The sequence below is a fragment of the Kibdelosporangium phytohabitans genome, from assembly GCF_001302585.1.
In the GTDB taxonomy this organism is placed as follows: Bacteria; Actinomycetota; Actinomycetes; order Mycobacteriales; family Pseudonocardiaceae; genus Kibdelosporangium; species Kibdelosporangium phytohabitans.
The window spans coordinates 5,712,257-5,726,909 of the sequence record NZ_CP012752.1 but is presented as its reverse complement, the minus strand read 5'-3'; the positions used below and the strand labels follow the sequence as shown (position 1 = coordinate 5,726,909).

The window sequence follows — 14,653 nt, the reverse complement described above, 5'->3', positions numbered from 1 at the left end:
GCGTTACTCCCAGATCAACCGGCGGATCGCACACCCCAGCGCCCGGCCGAACAGAAAAGATGAAGAGAAGACGTCTCAGAACGAGAGCAGCAGAACCTCCAGTCAGTCCCCAGCCAAATCTGACCCCGTCGAGTGAACCGTCAATTGGCCGCGTGTGCAACCTGTTCACGCACACTCGAAACCAACTCGGACGACCCGATTACCGACAGTGCCCGCATTCGGTACACCGTTTCGTCACGGCACGTGACGACTGATCCGGTCACCCGGCCGCGACCGAGGTGGCCGCGATCCTGGTACGCTTGCCGCGATGAATACCTACTCGTTCAGATCGGGGGTTCCGTTCACCAAAGGTGAGTGCTGATGCACCCCTTCACTGTGAGCGGAGACAACCGCCTTCTTCTCTGGTCGCGCGTGCGCCAGTTCGCCGTGCCGCCGTCGATGATCCAGGCCGCGACTGCCCGCCGTGCGGTGGGCGATTGGGCCGGGGCCTGTGCCGCCGCACGGGTCGACGTGGACCTGGACCTCCGCGCCGCGGGCCGTGCCCATGGATGGCAGTTCGCCAAACAGGTCCGTGCCGATCTGCGTCGCCTGGCTCCTGACCTGCTTCGCTGGCATTTCCCGAGAATCGGGCCTGACGGCCTGTTGCGGCCGGGCTGCACTGTCTCGCTGGCCCGGTACCGTCCGGCCGGCCATCCGGTGCACCTCGTGGCGCGGACGCCGCCGGCGTGGGCGTACGCCGGTCAGCGGCTCAGCCTCGCGCTGTGGGACTCGTCCCGGCCACGGGATGGGGCTCGCGGGCATCCGCATCCTCGGCCGGACCGGCATTTCCGGCTCGATCTGCACCGTCATCTATGGGACGCGCGCAGATCCGGTGAGCTGTGGCAACGATCTGGGGCCGCGCAGTGGCCGCCGGGCGGCGACGAGATTGCCGCTGGGGCCGTGCACCGGTGGGTGGATGAGGCGGCGCTCCTGCTGCGTGCGGACGGATGTGCGGACAGCGTGGTCACCGTGCGGCTCGACAAGGGGCGCCGGGTGATGCTGGACCTCGGTGCGCCGACGCCCACCATCACGGTGGCTCCACGGCGGGACTGTGGCCGTATGTCGCCCGTCCTGCCTGACGCGGCGACTTGGGTCCTGCCTGATCTGGAGTTGTTCCACGCGGGACTGATCGACGCCGAACGGTTGCACCCGCTTGTCGCGTCGGCGCTCCTGCCGGACCACCGGCCGGCTGCCGCGTCACGAAGTCCCGACACGTCAACGGACTCGCGGTTCGTCGACTGTCGCGGGGCCACGCACCGGATCGGCGTGGTGAACGGCGTCCTCGTCCCGCTGGACCACGATCCCGGCGAGATCCGCCGCGAGGAGCTGCTGGTCGCGTTGGGCGGCACGCCGCTGCCGTGCCTGCAGGCGATCGACGCCGTACACCGGCATCCAGAGGATCTCGTGGACGTCCGCGCCCGCCTGGACCACGGCGACACCGCCGGTGCCCTCGCTGCCGTGGAAGGTTTGCTCGGACCGGACGCACTCCTGCGCCACGGCGCCCTGCGCGACGCGCTGGACACGGCGGTGCGCCACCAGGTGGCGCACGGCATGTTCCGGGCCGAACTCGTCTGGCTCGGCCCAAGACCACATACCCGGGTTTCCCGCCGTCGCGCCCACACGCGCCACGCGACCCAGTACTGAACCCCCAGCCTCACTTCGTTCCGCACTGGCCGACGCACGGCCCCAACTCGACCAAAAGGTGATCGAACCATGCCCTCTGCCACGAAATCCGCATTCGAAACCGCTCCGCCGCTGGACGTTGCCGCCGATCTGCTCGCCCTGCTGCACGACACGACCACCGAACAACGAGCCGACAGCCAGTTGGAGGCCTTGACACTGGCCGTGTCCGCCGACCTGCCGGTGCTGCTCTGGGGCGAGCCGGGAATCGGCAAGACCGCCGCCCTCAACCAGCTCGCCGGCGCTCTGGCGTTGCCGCTGACCACGGTGATCGCCAGCGTGCACGAACCCTCCGACTTCTCCGGCCTGCCGGTGGTCGGCGATGATCCTGCGACACAAGGCGTTCCGATGGCTCCGCCCGACTGGGCCGTGCGCCTGGTCCGGGCCGGCCACGGGCTGCTGTTCCTGGACGAGCTGTCCACCGCGCCACCGGCTGTCCAGGCCGCGCTGCTGCGCGTCGTGCTCGAACGCCGGGTCGGCGCCCTGCGGCTGCCACCGGGTGTCCGCATCGTGGCCGCCGCCAATCCACGGTCCTCCGCCGCCGACGGGTGGGAGCTGAGCCCACCGCTGGCCAACCGGTTCGTCCATCTACAGTGGACCTACGATCACGAGGTCGTGGTGCGCGGGCTGGGCGGGACCTGGCCGAAGGCGGCGCTGCCACGACTGGATCCGCACCGGCTGCCCGACGCCGTGGCGTTCGCGCGCCGGGCGGTGTGCGGACTCCTGACCGCGCGTCCACGGCTCGTGCACCAATTGCCGAGCAGCGAAGCACGCCGTGGCGGCGCGTGGCCCTCGCCCCGCAGCTGGGACATGGCTCTGCGGCTGATCGCTTTCGCCACCGCGGCGGGCACTTCCCGTGGTGTGCTGTCCATGTTGGTGCGCGGCACTGTTGGCGACGGTCCTGGCCTGGAGTTGCTGGCCAGCCTCGACCGGATGGACCTGCCGGATCCCGAGGCGCTGCTGGCGGATCCGGCGTCTGCTGTCCTGCCCGAGCGCGGCGACCTGCGCCAGACAGTGCTCGACGGCGTGGTGCAGGCCGTGCGCAAACGGCCGGAACTGTCCCGCTGGAACGCCGCGTGGGCGCTGCTGGTGCTGGCGTTGGAAACCGGCGCTCCGGACCTGGTCGTCGTGCCCGCGGCCACGCTCGCCGCGCTGCGCCGCGACGACTGGCAGGTCCCAGCGGCGATCGAGCAGCTGGCCGGCGCGGTGTCGGTGTCGCAGCGCGCGGACCGAGTCGGCGCAGGTGCCCGCCCATGACGACGACAACCATGGACGAGGAGAAACTGTTCGCCGCGCGGCTGCACGCCGCGCGGAGCCGGCCGTATCTGGCGACGGCGTTGTTCGCTTTGCACACAGTGGAATCACGACGGGTGCCGACGATGGCCGTCGACCGGCACTGGCGCTGTTACGTCTCACCCGCGTTCGTGGACCGCACCCCGGTGGAGGAACTGGCCGGGGCCTGGGTGCACGAGGTCTCCCACCTGCTGCGCGACCATCACGGGCGCAGCGACCGGTTCGCGGCGAAGCACGAGCTGACCGGGCCGGCGGAGCGGCTGCGGATGAACATCGCCGCGGACCTCGAGATCAACGACGACATCTTCGGTGACGGGCTGGCACGGCCTGATGGTGTTGTCGAACCGTCGATGCTCAGCTTGTCCGAGGGGAAGCTGATGGAGGAGTACCTTCGCGAGTTCCGGCTCGGGCCGTGCACGGACGCGTTCGCCTGGCTGGACTGCGGCAGCGGCGCCGACGGGCTGGACCGGGAATGGGAACTGGGGCCGGACGGCGCGCACGGGCTCAGCGACGAGGAACGGGACACCGTCCGGTTCCGCGTGGCGCAGGGCATCAACGCCAGCCCGGGCACCGTGCCGAGGGCGTGGAAACGGTGGGCCGAGGAAGCGTTCCACCCGCCGCAGCCGTGGCGGGAACTGCTGGGCGCGGCGGTCCGTTCGGCGGTCTCCAGCCCCGGAGTGGGCGAGGACTACACGTACGGTCGTCCGTCACGCCGGTCGACCAGCCTGCCCGGCGTCGTCATGCCGAGCCTGCGGCGACGGCCACCGCGGGTCTTCGTGATCGTCGACACCTCCGCGTCGGTGAGCGACGCCGAACTGGGCAGCGCGATCCTCGAGATCGCCGCGATCGTCCGCACCACGGGCGGACGGCGTGACCTCGTCTCGGTGCTGTCCTGCGACGCCGCCGCCCACGTGACCCAGCCGCTGTGCCGTGCCGAGGGGATCCCGCTGGTGGGCGGCGGCGGCACGGACCTGCGCGCGGGCTTCGTCAAGGCCGTGCGCGGCAGCCACCGTCCCGATGTCATCGTCGCGCTGACCGACGGCCACACACCTTGGCCGGACGCGAAGCCGTCCTGCCGGACGGTCGTGGGCCTGTTCCCACGGCCGTCCGCTTCGCCGGACGAGAACGATCCCGACTACGAGCCGGTCCTGCCGCCGGCGTGGGCGCGGGTGGTCGGCATAGGCTGACGGCGAGGCTCCGGGCCACGGCGGCGGCTTCGATCTCGTCCACGCCTGCGATCATCGCGGGGACGACCCGCCTGCGTCGCCGGATTCGCCGCGTGCGTCGTACTCGGCGCGGGCGACGTCGATGCGTTCCAGGTGTTCGAGGCTCCACGCCAGCAGGGGCGCGGTGGCCGCGCGGAGGGTCTCGCCCATCGGCGTGAGCTCGTAGCTGACGTGCGGCGGCATGACGTTGTGGACAGTGCGGGTCAGTATCCCGTCGCGCTCGAGACCGCGCAGGGTGACGGTGAGCATCCGCTGGCTGATCCCGTCGATCTCCCGTTTGAGTTCGGTGAAGCGGCGTGGCCCCGACCGGAGGTTGCGCACGACCAGCAGCGACCACTTGTCCCCCACGATCCCGAGCACCACGCGGGCCCGGCACGCGTCGTCCTGGCTCATGGTCACCTCCGGGGAACCGGGGCACCGGAATGTGCCTTATTGCCCGAGGCGGTTCGAGCGGCCACCCTGGTCGTGGTTCCTGAAGAGAACCATGGCACCAATAGTAACCGCGGTTCGCGGTGAAGGAGGTCGTTCCGACCATGTCTACTTTTCTGCTGGTACACGGGGCTTGGCACAGTGGACGGTGCTGGGAGCGGGTGGTCCCGTTGCTGGAGCCGGCCGGGCACCGGGTGCTCACGCCGTCACTGACCGGCTATGGCGACAAGGCGCACCTGCTCGGCCCGGACGTCGGGCTCGACACACACGTGGACGACGTGGTCACGGCGATCGGCGACCACACCGACGTGATCCTGGTGGGTCACAGCTACGCGGGGCTGGTGATCTCGTCCGCGGCCAACCGCGTCCCGGACCGGGTCGAGCACCTGGTCTACCTGGACGCGATGGTCCCGGCCGACGGGGAAACCGCGGTCGACGTGCAACCCGTCACCCAGAGCCTGATCGACCTCGCCGCGCGTTCCGGCGACGGCTGGCGCGTCCCGCCGCTCCCGCAGCAGCCACCGCCACTCGGCCTGTTCGGGGTGACCGACCCGGCGGACATCGCCTGGTTGCGCACGATGATCTCCGATGGGCCGGTGCGCTGCCTCCAGCAACCGGTCCGGCTGGACAACCCGGCCGTGAACGCGATCCCGCGCACACACATCCACTGCGTCGGCGCCACCCCGGACGGCATCACCCGGCGGCCCGTCCCCGCGGTCCAGCCCAACGGTTGCCCGTCCCAGGTGTGGGAGTTGCCGACCGGCCACGACTGCATGATCACCATGCCCACCGAGTTGAGCGGCCTGTTGCTCAAGCTCGCCCCTTGACCAGTGATCGTTGTCCTGGGTGATCGCGCCGAGGGCGTGCACGATCAGCGTGCGCAGCCAGCGGTGTGCGGCGTCGCGGTCGTGCCGGGCGTGCCACGACAGGACCGCGGCAATCGCAGGCGTGGGGCCCGGCATCGGGTAACTGCGCAGTGCGGGCGGGAGCGCGTGCTCGGTGAGCAGCCGGGGAGCGACCGTGATCAGGTTGTGCGCGGCCACGATCCGCAGCGCCAACGCCAGTGCCGGTACGGTGAAAGCGATGTTCCCGCTGAGGTTGCGGGCTTTCAGCAGTTCGTCGACGCGGTTGTCCCGGCCGCCTCGACGGGAGATCACGACGTGCGGCAGTGCCGCGAACGCCGCCCATGACTGCGCGCCCACGATCGCCGAGGTGCTGCGCACCGCGCCGCGGCCGTTCGAGGTCAAGTTCGTCGGCCCCGGGACCGGGACCGCCCTGACCGCCGGCTTGCTGGCCAAGGCGACGTTGTACGTCCAGCCCGGCGGTGACGACCTGCAGCGGACCTGGCGCGACCTGCGCGGCTCCGCCGACATGATCCGCGACTGGATCCGGGGCGGCGGCAGCTACCTGGGGTTGTGTTTCGGCGGCTACCTCGCCGGGCACAACCCGGGCTTCGGCCTGCTGCCCGGCGACACCGACGGGTACGCGGGCTCGCCGGGCTCCGAGGTGCCCGACGATCGCGACACCGTGCTGAAGGTGGACTGGCAGGGCCAGCCGCGCCACATGTACTTCCAGGACGGTCCGGCTTTCCACCTGACCGGCGGCGCCAACGCCACCGTGCTGGCGACGTACAGCAACGGCGCCGCCGCGGTCGTCGTGGCGTCGTACGGCAACGGCCGGGTCGGGGTCAGCGGCCCGCACCCGGAGGCCACCGCGGAATGGTACGAGGGCAAAGGCCTGACCAACCCCGACGGTGTCCGCCTGGACCTGGCCCGCGAACTGATCGAACGGACCACCGGGCAGCGCTGAGCGTCAGTCGGTGACGTACCACTGTCCGTTCTGGAACGTGATCGTGCGGTCGCCCAGGTCGGACGAGGTGAACTTGACGGTGCCCGCCTTGATCGCCTTGGCGGGCACCTTGACCTCACCCGGCTTGGCGGTCACCTGCTTGGTGTCCACTGTGGCCGTTCTCAGTGCCTGCTTCTGGGTGGCCGAGATCATCCGGAACATGACCGGCATGGTCTTGCGGCACGGCCCGAAGCCCTCCTGCTCGGCCTTCTTCGCGCCCGGCCCGGCGATGTCGCAGACCACGTCGAGGTTCTCGTTGCCGACCGCGTGCAGGTACTCCTCGAACCGCGCCAACGCGGCCTCGGTCGTGTTGCCGGACGCGGCACGGGGTGACGTGCCGGGCGGGGCATCGGTCTTGGCCCGTTTGACCAAGGTCGCCGCCATCGCCACGTTGTCGCCGGTGTAGGTGACCCGCAGCTTGCCGTCGACCAGTTCGAGCGAGAGGTTCCCCTCCGGCACGCACCTGCCCGCCTTGGTGGACTCGATCTTCTCGTGCATCGCCGCCAGGTGCCTGGTCGAGCCGGTGACCGTCCACGTGCCCGCGCAGTCGAGCTTCGGGTCCGGCTGGTCCCAGGTCGTGCGGTAGTGGACGGTGCTCTGCTGCCTGCCGAGGCTGAGCCGGATGTGGTACGGCGTGACCCGTGGCCGCTGGGTCGCGGGTTTCTCCGTCTCCCACTCCCCCTCGAAGTCGGCGGACAGTTCCGTGGCCACCGGTTCCTCGGCGTCGTCGCACGACTTGGCGATGAACACGTTGTTGATCACCCGGTTCGGGCCGGGACCGGGGATCCGGTCGAAGCCGGGCACGGGGACCCAGCTTTCCTTGCCCCACCAGCCGCGGTAGCCCCACCACGGCTGCCGCGGCAGGGCGCGGGCGTTCTCCCACGTGTTCCACTGCGTCCCGGCCGACCGGGAGTCCACTGAGGCGGGCACGATGTAGGTGTTGCCCGAGTCCGGATAGGACCCGTGGGAACCTTTCGCGGCGTAGACGTGCGGGTGGTCGCCGCTCTTGCCCAGCTTGCCCTCCCACGGCACCTTGCACGGCAGGCCACCGTGTTTGTAGAACACGACGCCGTCCGGTTTGCCGTCCTTCATCGGGACCGCGACGCGTTCCCAGTCGCCCTCGTGCTTGTTGCCACGGTCGAGGTCGTTGTAGCCGTAGAAGAACCAGTAGACGTACGCGACCTGCGAGGTCTTGTCGTCCTTGTGGAACTCCCAGTACACCGGCGCGCCGGGCCCGTCACCGGGCCGCGTGCCCTGGCCCGCTTTGAGGAAGAACCCGGTTCCCTCGGCGGCGGGCTCGGTCACCTTCACGTCCTTGGTGCCGTTTCCCGCGCAGTCGTCCTGTTCGTGCGCGTACCCGTCGGCGGCCTTCTCGTTCAGGCGAGCCGCATCGACCCGGCCGGCGACTTCGTGGTCATCGCAGTCGTCGCCGTGCAGGAACCACAGCGACGCCTTCTCGATGTAGCGGGTGGCGTCCATCGGCAGGTTCTTCTCGCCGTCGGCCAGGAAGACCAGGGGTGCGTAGCGCGCGGCCGTCGCCGGGTCGCCCGTGGACTCCCTGGACGGGCCCGACACCTGCTTGGGCTCCTCGTCGCAGCCCGCGACCAGGACTGCCACCAACGCCAGCACGAGGACCGGCACGCGCATGAATCACTCCCCTGTTCGCTCGTGGGTATTCGAGCGGACCAGTCTTGCGGTTTTCTCCTGGCCGGGAGTGTGCCTGGTCGTCCTGAGCGTCGCCCGGCGGAGGGGGCTGACCGTTCTCGACCAGTTGGGGCATGTTCGGGCAACGGCCTAGACGGTGCCGTGCAGACGGTCGCTGATGTGGTGTCTCCTGCCGCGGCTGCTCGGACTGGTTGCCCTCAGGGCATCAGTCCCCGGGTTTCCCGAACGCTTTGAGCAGCGACCGGTGCAGCGTCCGACGTTCGGGCTCGCTCAAACCGGCGGGCACGTCGTCGGTGATTGCGCGGGACACCCGTTCGGTCTTGTCGATCGCCGCGCGTGCCTCGTCGGTGAGCACGAGGACGTGGCGGTGGCGGTCGACGGTGTCTCGGGTCCGCAGGATCCAGCCCGCCCGCTCGACCCGGTCGAGCACCTTGACCAGGTCGCTGCGGTCCGGCACGTCCGGACCGTGACGTGGGTCGTCGTCTTCGGCGCGTTCATGGGCGCGCTCGACTCCTCACTGGTCGACATCGGTCTCGACACCATCAGCCAGACCCTCGGCGCGCCGCTGACGTCCGTGCAGTGGGTCGCCAGCGGCTACCTGCTCGCGCTCGGCGCGGCCCTGCCGATCTCGGCGTGGCTAGGGCGCCGCATGGGCACCGGGCGGCTCTGGCTGGCCTCGCTGGTCGCCTTCACCGTCACCTCGGTCCTGTGCGCCGTCGCGCCGGACCTCCCGGCCCTGGTCGTCATGCGGGTGCTACAGGGCCTCGCAGGCGGCTTCCTCGGGCCCGCCGGGCAGGCGGTGATCGGCCAGATCGCCGGTCCGCGGCGACTCGGCCGCGTGATGAGCATCGCGGACCTCGCCGTCGTCGTCGCGCCCGCGATCGGGCCTGCGACCGGCGGGCTGTCGGTGCTCAGCTACGGCATCATCCAGGCGTCCGGACCGGGTGGACTGCACGCCGCCGAGGTGATCGTCACGCTGGCCCTCGGCGCCCGCCGCCCCGCTCGCGTACGTGGTCACCAGTCTCGGCAAGAAGAACCCCGTCCTGAGCCTGAGCCTGTTCGCCGATCGCGTCTACCCCGCGGCAAGCGTGGCGGTGTTCTTCACCGGTGGCGCGCTGTTCGGCAGCGTGATCGTGCCGCCGCTGTACTTCGAGCAGGTCCGTGGCGCGCGAGATGGACGCCTCTAATGCAAGAGTTCTTGCACTAAGGATGTCAGGCTGTGGCCAACGCCCGGTCGACCAGCGCCTCCAGTTCGGTGTCGGGCGGCTCGTAGCCGAAGATCGCCCGCAGGTAGATGGGCGCGAGCACGACGTCGAGGATGTGCGCGACCGACACCAGCTTGCCGCTCGCGGCGGCGAACCTGTCCAGCGCCAGCCGCATCTGAGCGGTGCGCTGCCGCAGGTAACGAGCGGCATCGGCGGCCAGCGCACCGCTCTGGTCACCACCGAGCGGGGACGTGGCCGCGGCGAGCGCGCGGAACAGCGCGAACCCCTCACGCGTCTTCACCTGCCCGGCCACCGCGTGCGCCCAGTCGAGCAGGTCCCGGCGCAGGTCACCGCTGTCGGGGAACGGCGCCTCCTCGTTGAGCTGCGTGACCGCGACATCGAGGACCAGCGACTCGATCCTCCCCCACCGCCGGTAGATCGTCACCTCGTGCACACCGGACCGCTCGGACACTTCCCGCACCGACGGCTGGTCGCGCCCCTCGGCGAACAACTCACGCACCGCGTTGTGCACCGCGGCGCGCGTACGGGCCGTGCGGCCCCCAGGACGAGTGTCTGCCATGAAGTGCAGGCTAGCGTTCGCCGCGCAACCGCTGTGACCCCATGCGACCGGATGCGCACGCAGAATGGGGACGAACGTCCACACAAGACAGTGTGCGCCACCGTCGGATCACCGTGGCGATGATCGACCGGTGCCACCGTTCCCAGGACTGTCCCCACCATCACCCAGCGGCGAACCCGGAGCTGGACCGCGCCTACGACGAGCAGGCCAAGAGCCGCCAGCGGATACGCGTTGACCAGCAGGTACTGCCATCCCGCCCATGGGCCTTCAGCGGGCGTCACCACCTGTGGGCCAACCATGAGAAACACCGTGACCGCGATGAGGACATAGCAGCTGCGGTCGCGTACCCGCGTCGGACGTCCGGCGCTCGCGGGCAGGACAGTGGCGGCGTACACCACCAAAGCGGGCGCAACCCATACCCAGTGCGCGGTCCAGGACAGTGGTGAGATCAACAGCGCCGCGAACCCGTTGGTGACCATCGCGGCCTCGGTCCCGACCCGGCGCATGATCACCACCGAAATCATCAGGACCAGCCCCGCCAGTGCCAGCCATGCCGCAGTGTGCCAGCTGCCCGCCAGGCCGAGCCGGTGCAGGCCGGCGGCGATGGACTGGTTGTCCCGGTTGACGATGCCGACAGGCCCGGCGAGCACTCCGCCGCACCAGAACCGGTCCGACTCGACAGGCATCAGCGCGAACGTGGCGCCGGTGCTGAGCGCGGCGGTCACCGCGGCCACGACCGCGGCCCGGAAGTCTTTCCGCGCCACCAGGAACAGCACGAAAGCAGCTGGGGTGATCTTGATGGCCGCCGCGATCCCGATCAGCGTGCCACGCGGCCACTTCGGCCGTTCCACGAGACAGTCGGCCGCGACCAGAGCCATCAGCCAGAGGTTCACCTGCCCGTGCCCGACGGTGTTGCGAACCGGTTCCAGCACCAGCAACAACGGCATCACCAGCACGGTGACGTGCAGGCAACCGCGAACGCCTCCCCGCGGCCAGACCCCGCGCAACACGGCGAAGCACGTGACACCCAGACAGGCACAGGAAATCAGCACCGACAGCACCGCGGCGGCCGGGAACGGCAGCGCCGCGAACACCGACAGCGGAAGCAACGCGAACGGCGGATAGATGAATCCCGGTGTGCCGCCCGCGTAGGTGGCAGGCAGTTGCCCGTAAGGATCCTGACCGTGCCACCACGCGATGACGCCTTGGCAGAAGCTGTGCAGATCGCCGAAACGGCTCCGGTACGCGAGGTCCAGCAGGCACAGCAGCACCACGACCAGAACTCCGGAGATCGCCGCTGTCCGCCGGAGCGGAGCACCGGTGACAACCCGGATCCGGTGCACCACCCACTCAGCCGCCCCCATCCGGTGCGGCGCTCGCTCAGTCTCCATGCCCGGCCAGACGGCGCCGAGCGCGGAGCAGATTCAGGACGAGACGTGCTTCACGTCACACGCCGCCGGTTCTCCGGCGATCACCACAGGACTGCCGGGCATCAGGTCTGCCCGAATCCCTCCACCAGGCCAGTCCATAGTGGAGTGTCTGGTCTGGATCACTCCTCCGTGTCCGGGCGAACGATCGCGACCGGGCACGCGGCGTGGAACGCGACGGTGTGGCTGACCGAGCCCAGCAGCGCACGTCGCAGCGCGCCGCGCCCGTGACTGCCGACCACGAGCAGCGCGGCACCCTCGGACTGGTCGAGCAAGGCGTGTGCCGGTCGGTCAGGAGTGACCAGCTGCCGGACGGTGACGTCAGGGTGCCGTTGCCGGTGTTCGGTGAGCGACTCCTCGAACGCCTGCGTGGCCTTCTCCTGGATGTCCACCCAGGTGTTGTCCCACGGCCCCACCGGGTTCATCGCGTCCAGCGGCAGATCGGACCACGCGTGCACCGCGACCAGGTCGAGGCCGTGCCGGTCGGCGAAGTCGAACGCGAACTCGACGGCGGCGGAACTGGTCGGCGACCCGTCGGCGCCGACCACGACGTGGCGGCCTTCCGGCTGGTCCTCGGCTTGCCGCACGATCACGATCGGACGCGTGTAGGACTGCAGGAGCTCCGCGGCCGTCGAGCCGAGCAGCACCCTGGGCAAGCCCGACCGCCCGGACGGCCCGATCACCAGTTCCCGCGCGTCCGACGCGGCCTCGGCGAGCGTCTCCGATCCGCGGCCGGTCAGCAGCCGGGTCACGACCTCAAGGCCGGGATACGCGCTCCGGCAGGCCTCGGCCACCCGGTCGAGCTCGCTCTGCGCGTGCGCGAGGAGCACTTCCTGCTCGTCCGCGTCGAGCACCTGCGGGCTGATCCAGCCCGCAGGTGTGGACGTGGAGTCGGGCAGCACGGGAAGGCCGAGAGCCTGCATCACCGCGAGCCCGCGTTCCTGCCCGGATGCCTCCCGGGCAGCCCACATGACGGCACGCTCCGCCGCAGCGGAACCGTCGAACCCCGCGACGATGACCGAACGCTCTACTGTGGCCTGTTCTGATGGCGTCACGGGCCCCGGTTCCCCCACGCGAGGCGAAACGAAACCTGACGTGGCGTCCCGCTCGGTCACACCAGCGGTTCTCCGCGGGCTGCCCCAGGCGGTCAGGCCTGGGGCACCCGGGGCCCCGGCAGCGCGAAACGGCGGATCAGGTAGTTGAGGGCCGCGCTGATCAGCAGCCAGACAATCGCCGCCGCGCCGTAGTTGAACAGCACCGCCGCCTTGGCCGAGTCCGGCGAGAACAGCCCGTCGAAGCCGAGTGACACCGCCCCGGAGAAGCCGTCGATGAACGAGGCGAAGCCGTTGGCCGCGTTCGCCTCGGCGAGGACCAGGATGATCTGGAAGACGAGGACCACCGCGAACAGGGCGCAGACGAACGTGACGGCCGTGCGAGCCATCCGGACGGTGCGCACGCGCTTGGCCCTTCTGACATCCTCCGCCGCGGCGGGCGCCGGACCACCCTGGTTCGGTAACGCCCTGGTCCGCTGCGGATCAGGTTCTGGATACGTCATCGCTCGATGGTCGCACTGTCGCGCCGCTTCCGCTTGACGGTCGAATCGATCACCGCCGAATCGATCACAGGCAGCGGCCGCCAGGCCACCGGCACAGGCGACGCTCATCCCGGAACAATTCACGCGCATCGTTTTTGAGGCCGACTGACTATTTCGCAACAATCCCGGTCACCGGGTGATTCAACACCCGCAAGATCACGAATTCCGCGCTCGGCAACGGTTTTGTCAGGTAGTGAGCCACCAGCACCACAAGGGTATGACCAAGTGACAGAAATCCGTGGCCACGACGCCGCCGCCGCCCGTGCACGCCGTTTACGGTTGACAGTATCCGTTCAGTTGCAGCATTCTTTGATCGAACCACGAGGGGCGGTCACCCTGTAATTCATTCTGCTGCTCTCTCATGATGGAGAAACAACCATGTCGTTTTCGGTTCGACGCGGGCTCACCGCTGCTCTCGCGTCGGCGTCCTGCACGGCCGCGTTGGTCGCGGGGGCGCCGGTGGCCGGTGCCGACGAGGCGTTCTACGCCCCGCCGTCGCCGTTGCCCGCGGGCCAGAATGGTGACGTCATCAAGTCCCAGCCGTCGTTCGTCCTCGGCTCGGACGCCACCCGGATCATGTACCTGAGCCGGGATTCCAAGGGCAGACCAATCCCGGTGACCGGCACGGTCATGGTGCCGCACAAGGCATGGCCGGGGCCGGGTCCGCGACCAGTTGCCGGCTACGCGCCGTTCACCGCGGGCCTCGGCGACGGGTGCGCGCCGTCCAAGACCATGGCGGGCGAGGGCCAGGGCGACGCCGCGACGGTGTTCCAGACCGGTTTCGTCAATGCCCTGCTGGAAAAGGGAATAGCGGTCGCGCAGACCGACTACGAAGGTCTCGGCACGCCCGGCGACCACACCTATGTGATGCGTGAGGCCGAGGCGCACGCGGTGCTCGACGTGATCCGCGCGGCGCAGCGGCTGCCGAACTCCGGCCTGCCCGCGGGCGGACCGGTCGGGATCACCGGCTATTCGCAGGGCGGTGGCGGCTCGGCCGCGGCGGTCGAACTGGCCCCGTCCTACGCTCCGGAACTCAAAGTCCAGGGTGCCTACGTCGGTGCGCCGCCCGCGGATCTCGGTGTGCTGGCCACGTCGCTGGACGGCTCGTACGCCGTGGCATTCCTCGGGTTCGCGCTGGTGGGCCTGAACACCGCGTACCCGGAGACCGAGATCCTCACCAAGCTCGCCAACGACAAAGGCAAGCAGCTGTACAAGGACGCTGCGACCATGTGCACGATCGGGGCACTGCTCAAGTACCCGTTCACGCAGTCGAGCACGCTGACCCAGGACGGCCGCCCGGTGTCGGCGTACCTCAGCGAGGAACCGTTCAAGTCCATCCTCGCGAAGCTGAGGATCGGCAACCTCAAGCCGAACGCCCCGGTGCTCGTCGAGCACGCCCCGCTCGACGACATCGTCCCCTACGGCCAAGGCAAGCAGCTGGCCAAGGACTGGTGCTCCAAAGGCGCGACGGTGCAGTTCAACGACCTGCCCGCCCCACCGGTGTTCGCGCACGTCGGAGGCGTTCCGGCGGCCATGGCCAACTCGGCGAACTGGCTGGCCGACCGGTTGGCAGCCAAACCCGCCGCCACCAACTGCGGGAAGTTCTAACGCGACGACGCGGCGGCGCCCGCACCGCCGCGTCGTTCACGCCGAACCAGGAGCACGAC

Annotated in this window: 15 protein-coding genes and 1 pseudogene; 8 read left to right on the top strand and 8 right to left on the bottom strand. The window is 69.8% G+C overall.

What is annotated here, in order from left to right; all coding sequences use genetic code 11:
- Positions 1-360: 360 nt before the first annotated feature.
- The 3 genes from AOZ06_RS60240 to AOZ06_RS25980 all read left to right on the top strand — a co-directional run bounded on the left by AOZ06_RS60240 (position 361) and on the right by AOZ06_RS25980 (position 4,199).
- The gene (locus AOZ06_RS60240) at positions 361-1,683 is read left to right on the top strand and encodes a hypothetical protein (RefSeq protein WP_054296923.1); all 1,323 of its coding nucleotides are present in this window, start codon (positions 361-363) and stop codon (positions 1,681-1,683) included.
- A gap of 69 nt (positions 1,684-1,752) precedes the next feature.
- Positions 1,753-2,976, top strand: coding sequence for an AAA family ATPase (locus tag AOZ06_RS25985; protein WP_054291791.1), 1,224 nt, complete (start codon positions 1,753-1,755; stop codon positions 2,974-2,976).
- Positions 2,973-4,199, top strand: a complete 1,227-nt coding sequence (locus AOZ06_RS25980) for a vWA domain-containing protein (RefSeq protein ID WP_054291790.1) — start codon at positions 2,973-2,975, stop codon at positions 4,197-4,199. Before AOZ06_RS25985 ends, AOZ06_RS25980 begins: the two co-directional genes overlap by 4 nt.
- Before the next feature lie 51 nt (positions 4,200-4,250).
- Here AOZ06_RS25980 and AOZ06_RS25975 read toward each other — a convergent pair whose 3' ends face one another.
- Positions 4,251-4,631 carry a winged helix-turn-helix transcriptional regulator gene (locus tag AOZ06_RS25975; protein WP_054291789.1) on the bottom strand — a complete coding sequence of 127 codons (381 nt, stop codon included), beginning with the start codon at positions 4,629-4,631 and terminating at the stop codon, positions 4,251-4,253.
- Positions 4,632-4,771: 140 nt separating this feature from the next.
- On the opposite strand from AOZ06_RS25975, the gene AOZ06_RS25970 reads away from it, so the two are divergent.
- Positions 4,772-5,494 (top strand): alpha/beta hydrolase, encoded by a 723-nt coding sequence (locus AOZ06_RS25970; RefSeq protein WP_083472726.1) that lies wholly within the window; start codon positions 4,772-4,774, stop codon positions 5,492-5,494.
- A gap of 93 nt (positions 5,495-5,587) precedes the next feature.
- Here AOZ06_RS25970 and AOZ06_RS60235 read toward each other — a convergent pair.
- Positions 5,588-5,824 (bottom strand): annotated as a pseudogene (locus tag AOZ06_RS60235) (type 2 periplasmic-binding domain-containing protein); the annotation flags it as partial.
- Between AOZ06_RS60235 and AOZ06_RS25965 the strand changes: the two are divergent.
- Complete coding sequence (locus AOZ06_RS25965; protein WP_083472725.1) at positions 5,751-6,476, top strand: BPL-N domain-containing protein; 726 nt, start codon at positions 5,751-5,753, stop codon at positions 6,474-6,476. The pseudogene AOZ06_RS60235 and the gene AOZ06_RS25965 overlap by 74 nt on opposite strands.
- A 3-nt stretch (positions 6,477-6,479) precedes the next feature.
- Here the strand turns inward: AOZ06_RS25965 and AOZ06_RS25960 are convergent, their stop codons facing one another.
- Both AOZ06_RS25960 and AOZ06_RS25955 read right to left on the bottom strand, forming a co-directional pair.
- Positions 6,480-8,162, bottom strand: a complete 1,683-nt coding sequence (locus AOZ06_RS25960; protein ID WP_054291787.1) for a hypothetical protein — start codon at positions 8,160-8,162, stop codon at positions 6,480-6,482.
- 223 nt (positions 8,163-8,385) lie between these two features.
- On the bottom strand, positions 8,386-8,637 hold the full coding sequence (locus AOZ06_RS25955; protein ID WP_054291786.1) for a MarR family winged helix-turn-helix transcriptional regulator: 252 nt from the start codon (positions 8,635-8,637) through the stop codon (positions 8,386-8,388).
- Positions 8,638-8,646: 9 nt separating this feature from the next.
- Between AOZ06_RS25955 and AOZ06_RS25950 the strand changes: the two genes are divergently transcribed.
- Positions 8,647-9,387 carry an MFS transporter gene (locus tag AOZ06_RS25950; RefSeq protein ID WP_054291785.1) on the top strand — a complete coding sequence of 247 codons (741 nt, stop codon included), beginning with the start codon at positions 8,647-8,649 and terminating at the stop codon, positions 9,385-9,387.
- A gap of 5 nt (positions 9,388-9,392) precedes the next feature.
- Here the strand turns inward: AOZ06_RS25950 and AOZ06_RS25945 are convergent, their stop codons facing one another.
- From AOZ06_RS25945 to AOZ06_RS25935, 4 genes are all read right to left on the bottom strand, one after another.
- Positions 9,393-9,857 (bottom strand): TetR-like C-terminal domain-containing protein, encoded by a 465-nt coding sequence (locus tag AOZ06_RS25945; protein WP_236952410.1) that lies wholly within the window; start codon positions 9,855-9,857, stop codon positions 9,393-9,395.
- On the bottom strand, positions 9,827-11,356 hold the full coding sequence (locus AOZ06_RS59020; protein ID WP_083471934.1) for a glycosyltransferase family 87 protein: 1,530 nt from the start codon (positions 11,354-11,356) through the stop codon (positions 9,827-9,829). Before AOZ06_RS59020 ends, AOZ06_RS25945 begins: the two co-directional genes overlap by 31 nt.
- A gap of 158 nt (positions 11,357-11,514) precedes the next feature.
- On the bottom strand, positions 11,515-12,447 hold the full coding sequence (locus AOZ06_RS25940) for a universal stress protein (protein WP_054291783.1): 933 nt from the start codon (positions 12,445-12,447) through the stop codon (positions 11,515-11,517).
- A gap of 92 nt (positions 12,448-12,539) precedes the next feature.
- On the bottom strand, positions 12,540-12,947 hold the full coding sequence (locus AOZ06_RS25935; RefSeq protein ID WP_157233243.1) for a hypothetical protein: 408 nt from the start codon (positions 12,945-12,947) through the stop codon (positions 12,540-12,542).
- 6 nt (positions 12,948-12,953) lie between these two features.
- Here AOZ06_RS25935 and AOZ06_RS61330 point away from each other — a divergent pair, with 6 nt between their 5' ends.
- Together AOZ06_RS61330 and AOZ06_RS25930 are read left to right on the top strand one after the other, a co-directional pair.
- Complete coding sequence (locus tag AOZ06_RS61330; protein WP_257721485.1) at positions 12,954-13,085, top strand: hypothetical protein; 132 nt, start codon at positions 12,954-12,956, stop codon at positions 13,083-13,085.
- Positions 13,086-13,364: 279 nt separating this feature from the next.
- Complete coding sequence (locus tag AOZ06_RS25930; protein WP_054291781.1) at positions 13,365-14,594, top strand: lipase family protein; 1,230 nt, start codon at positions 13,365-13,367, stop codon at positions 14,592-14,594.
- The last annotated feature ends 59 nt before the right edge of the window (positions 14,595-14,653 follow it).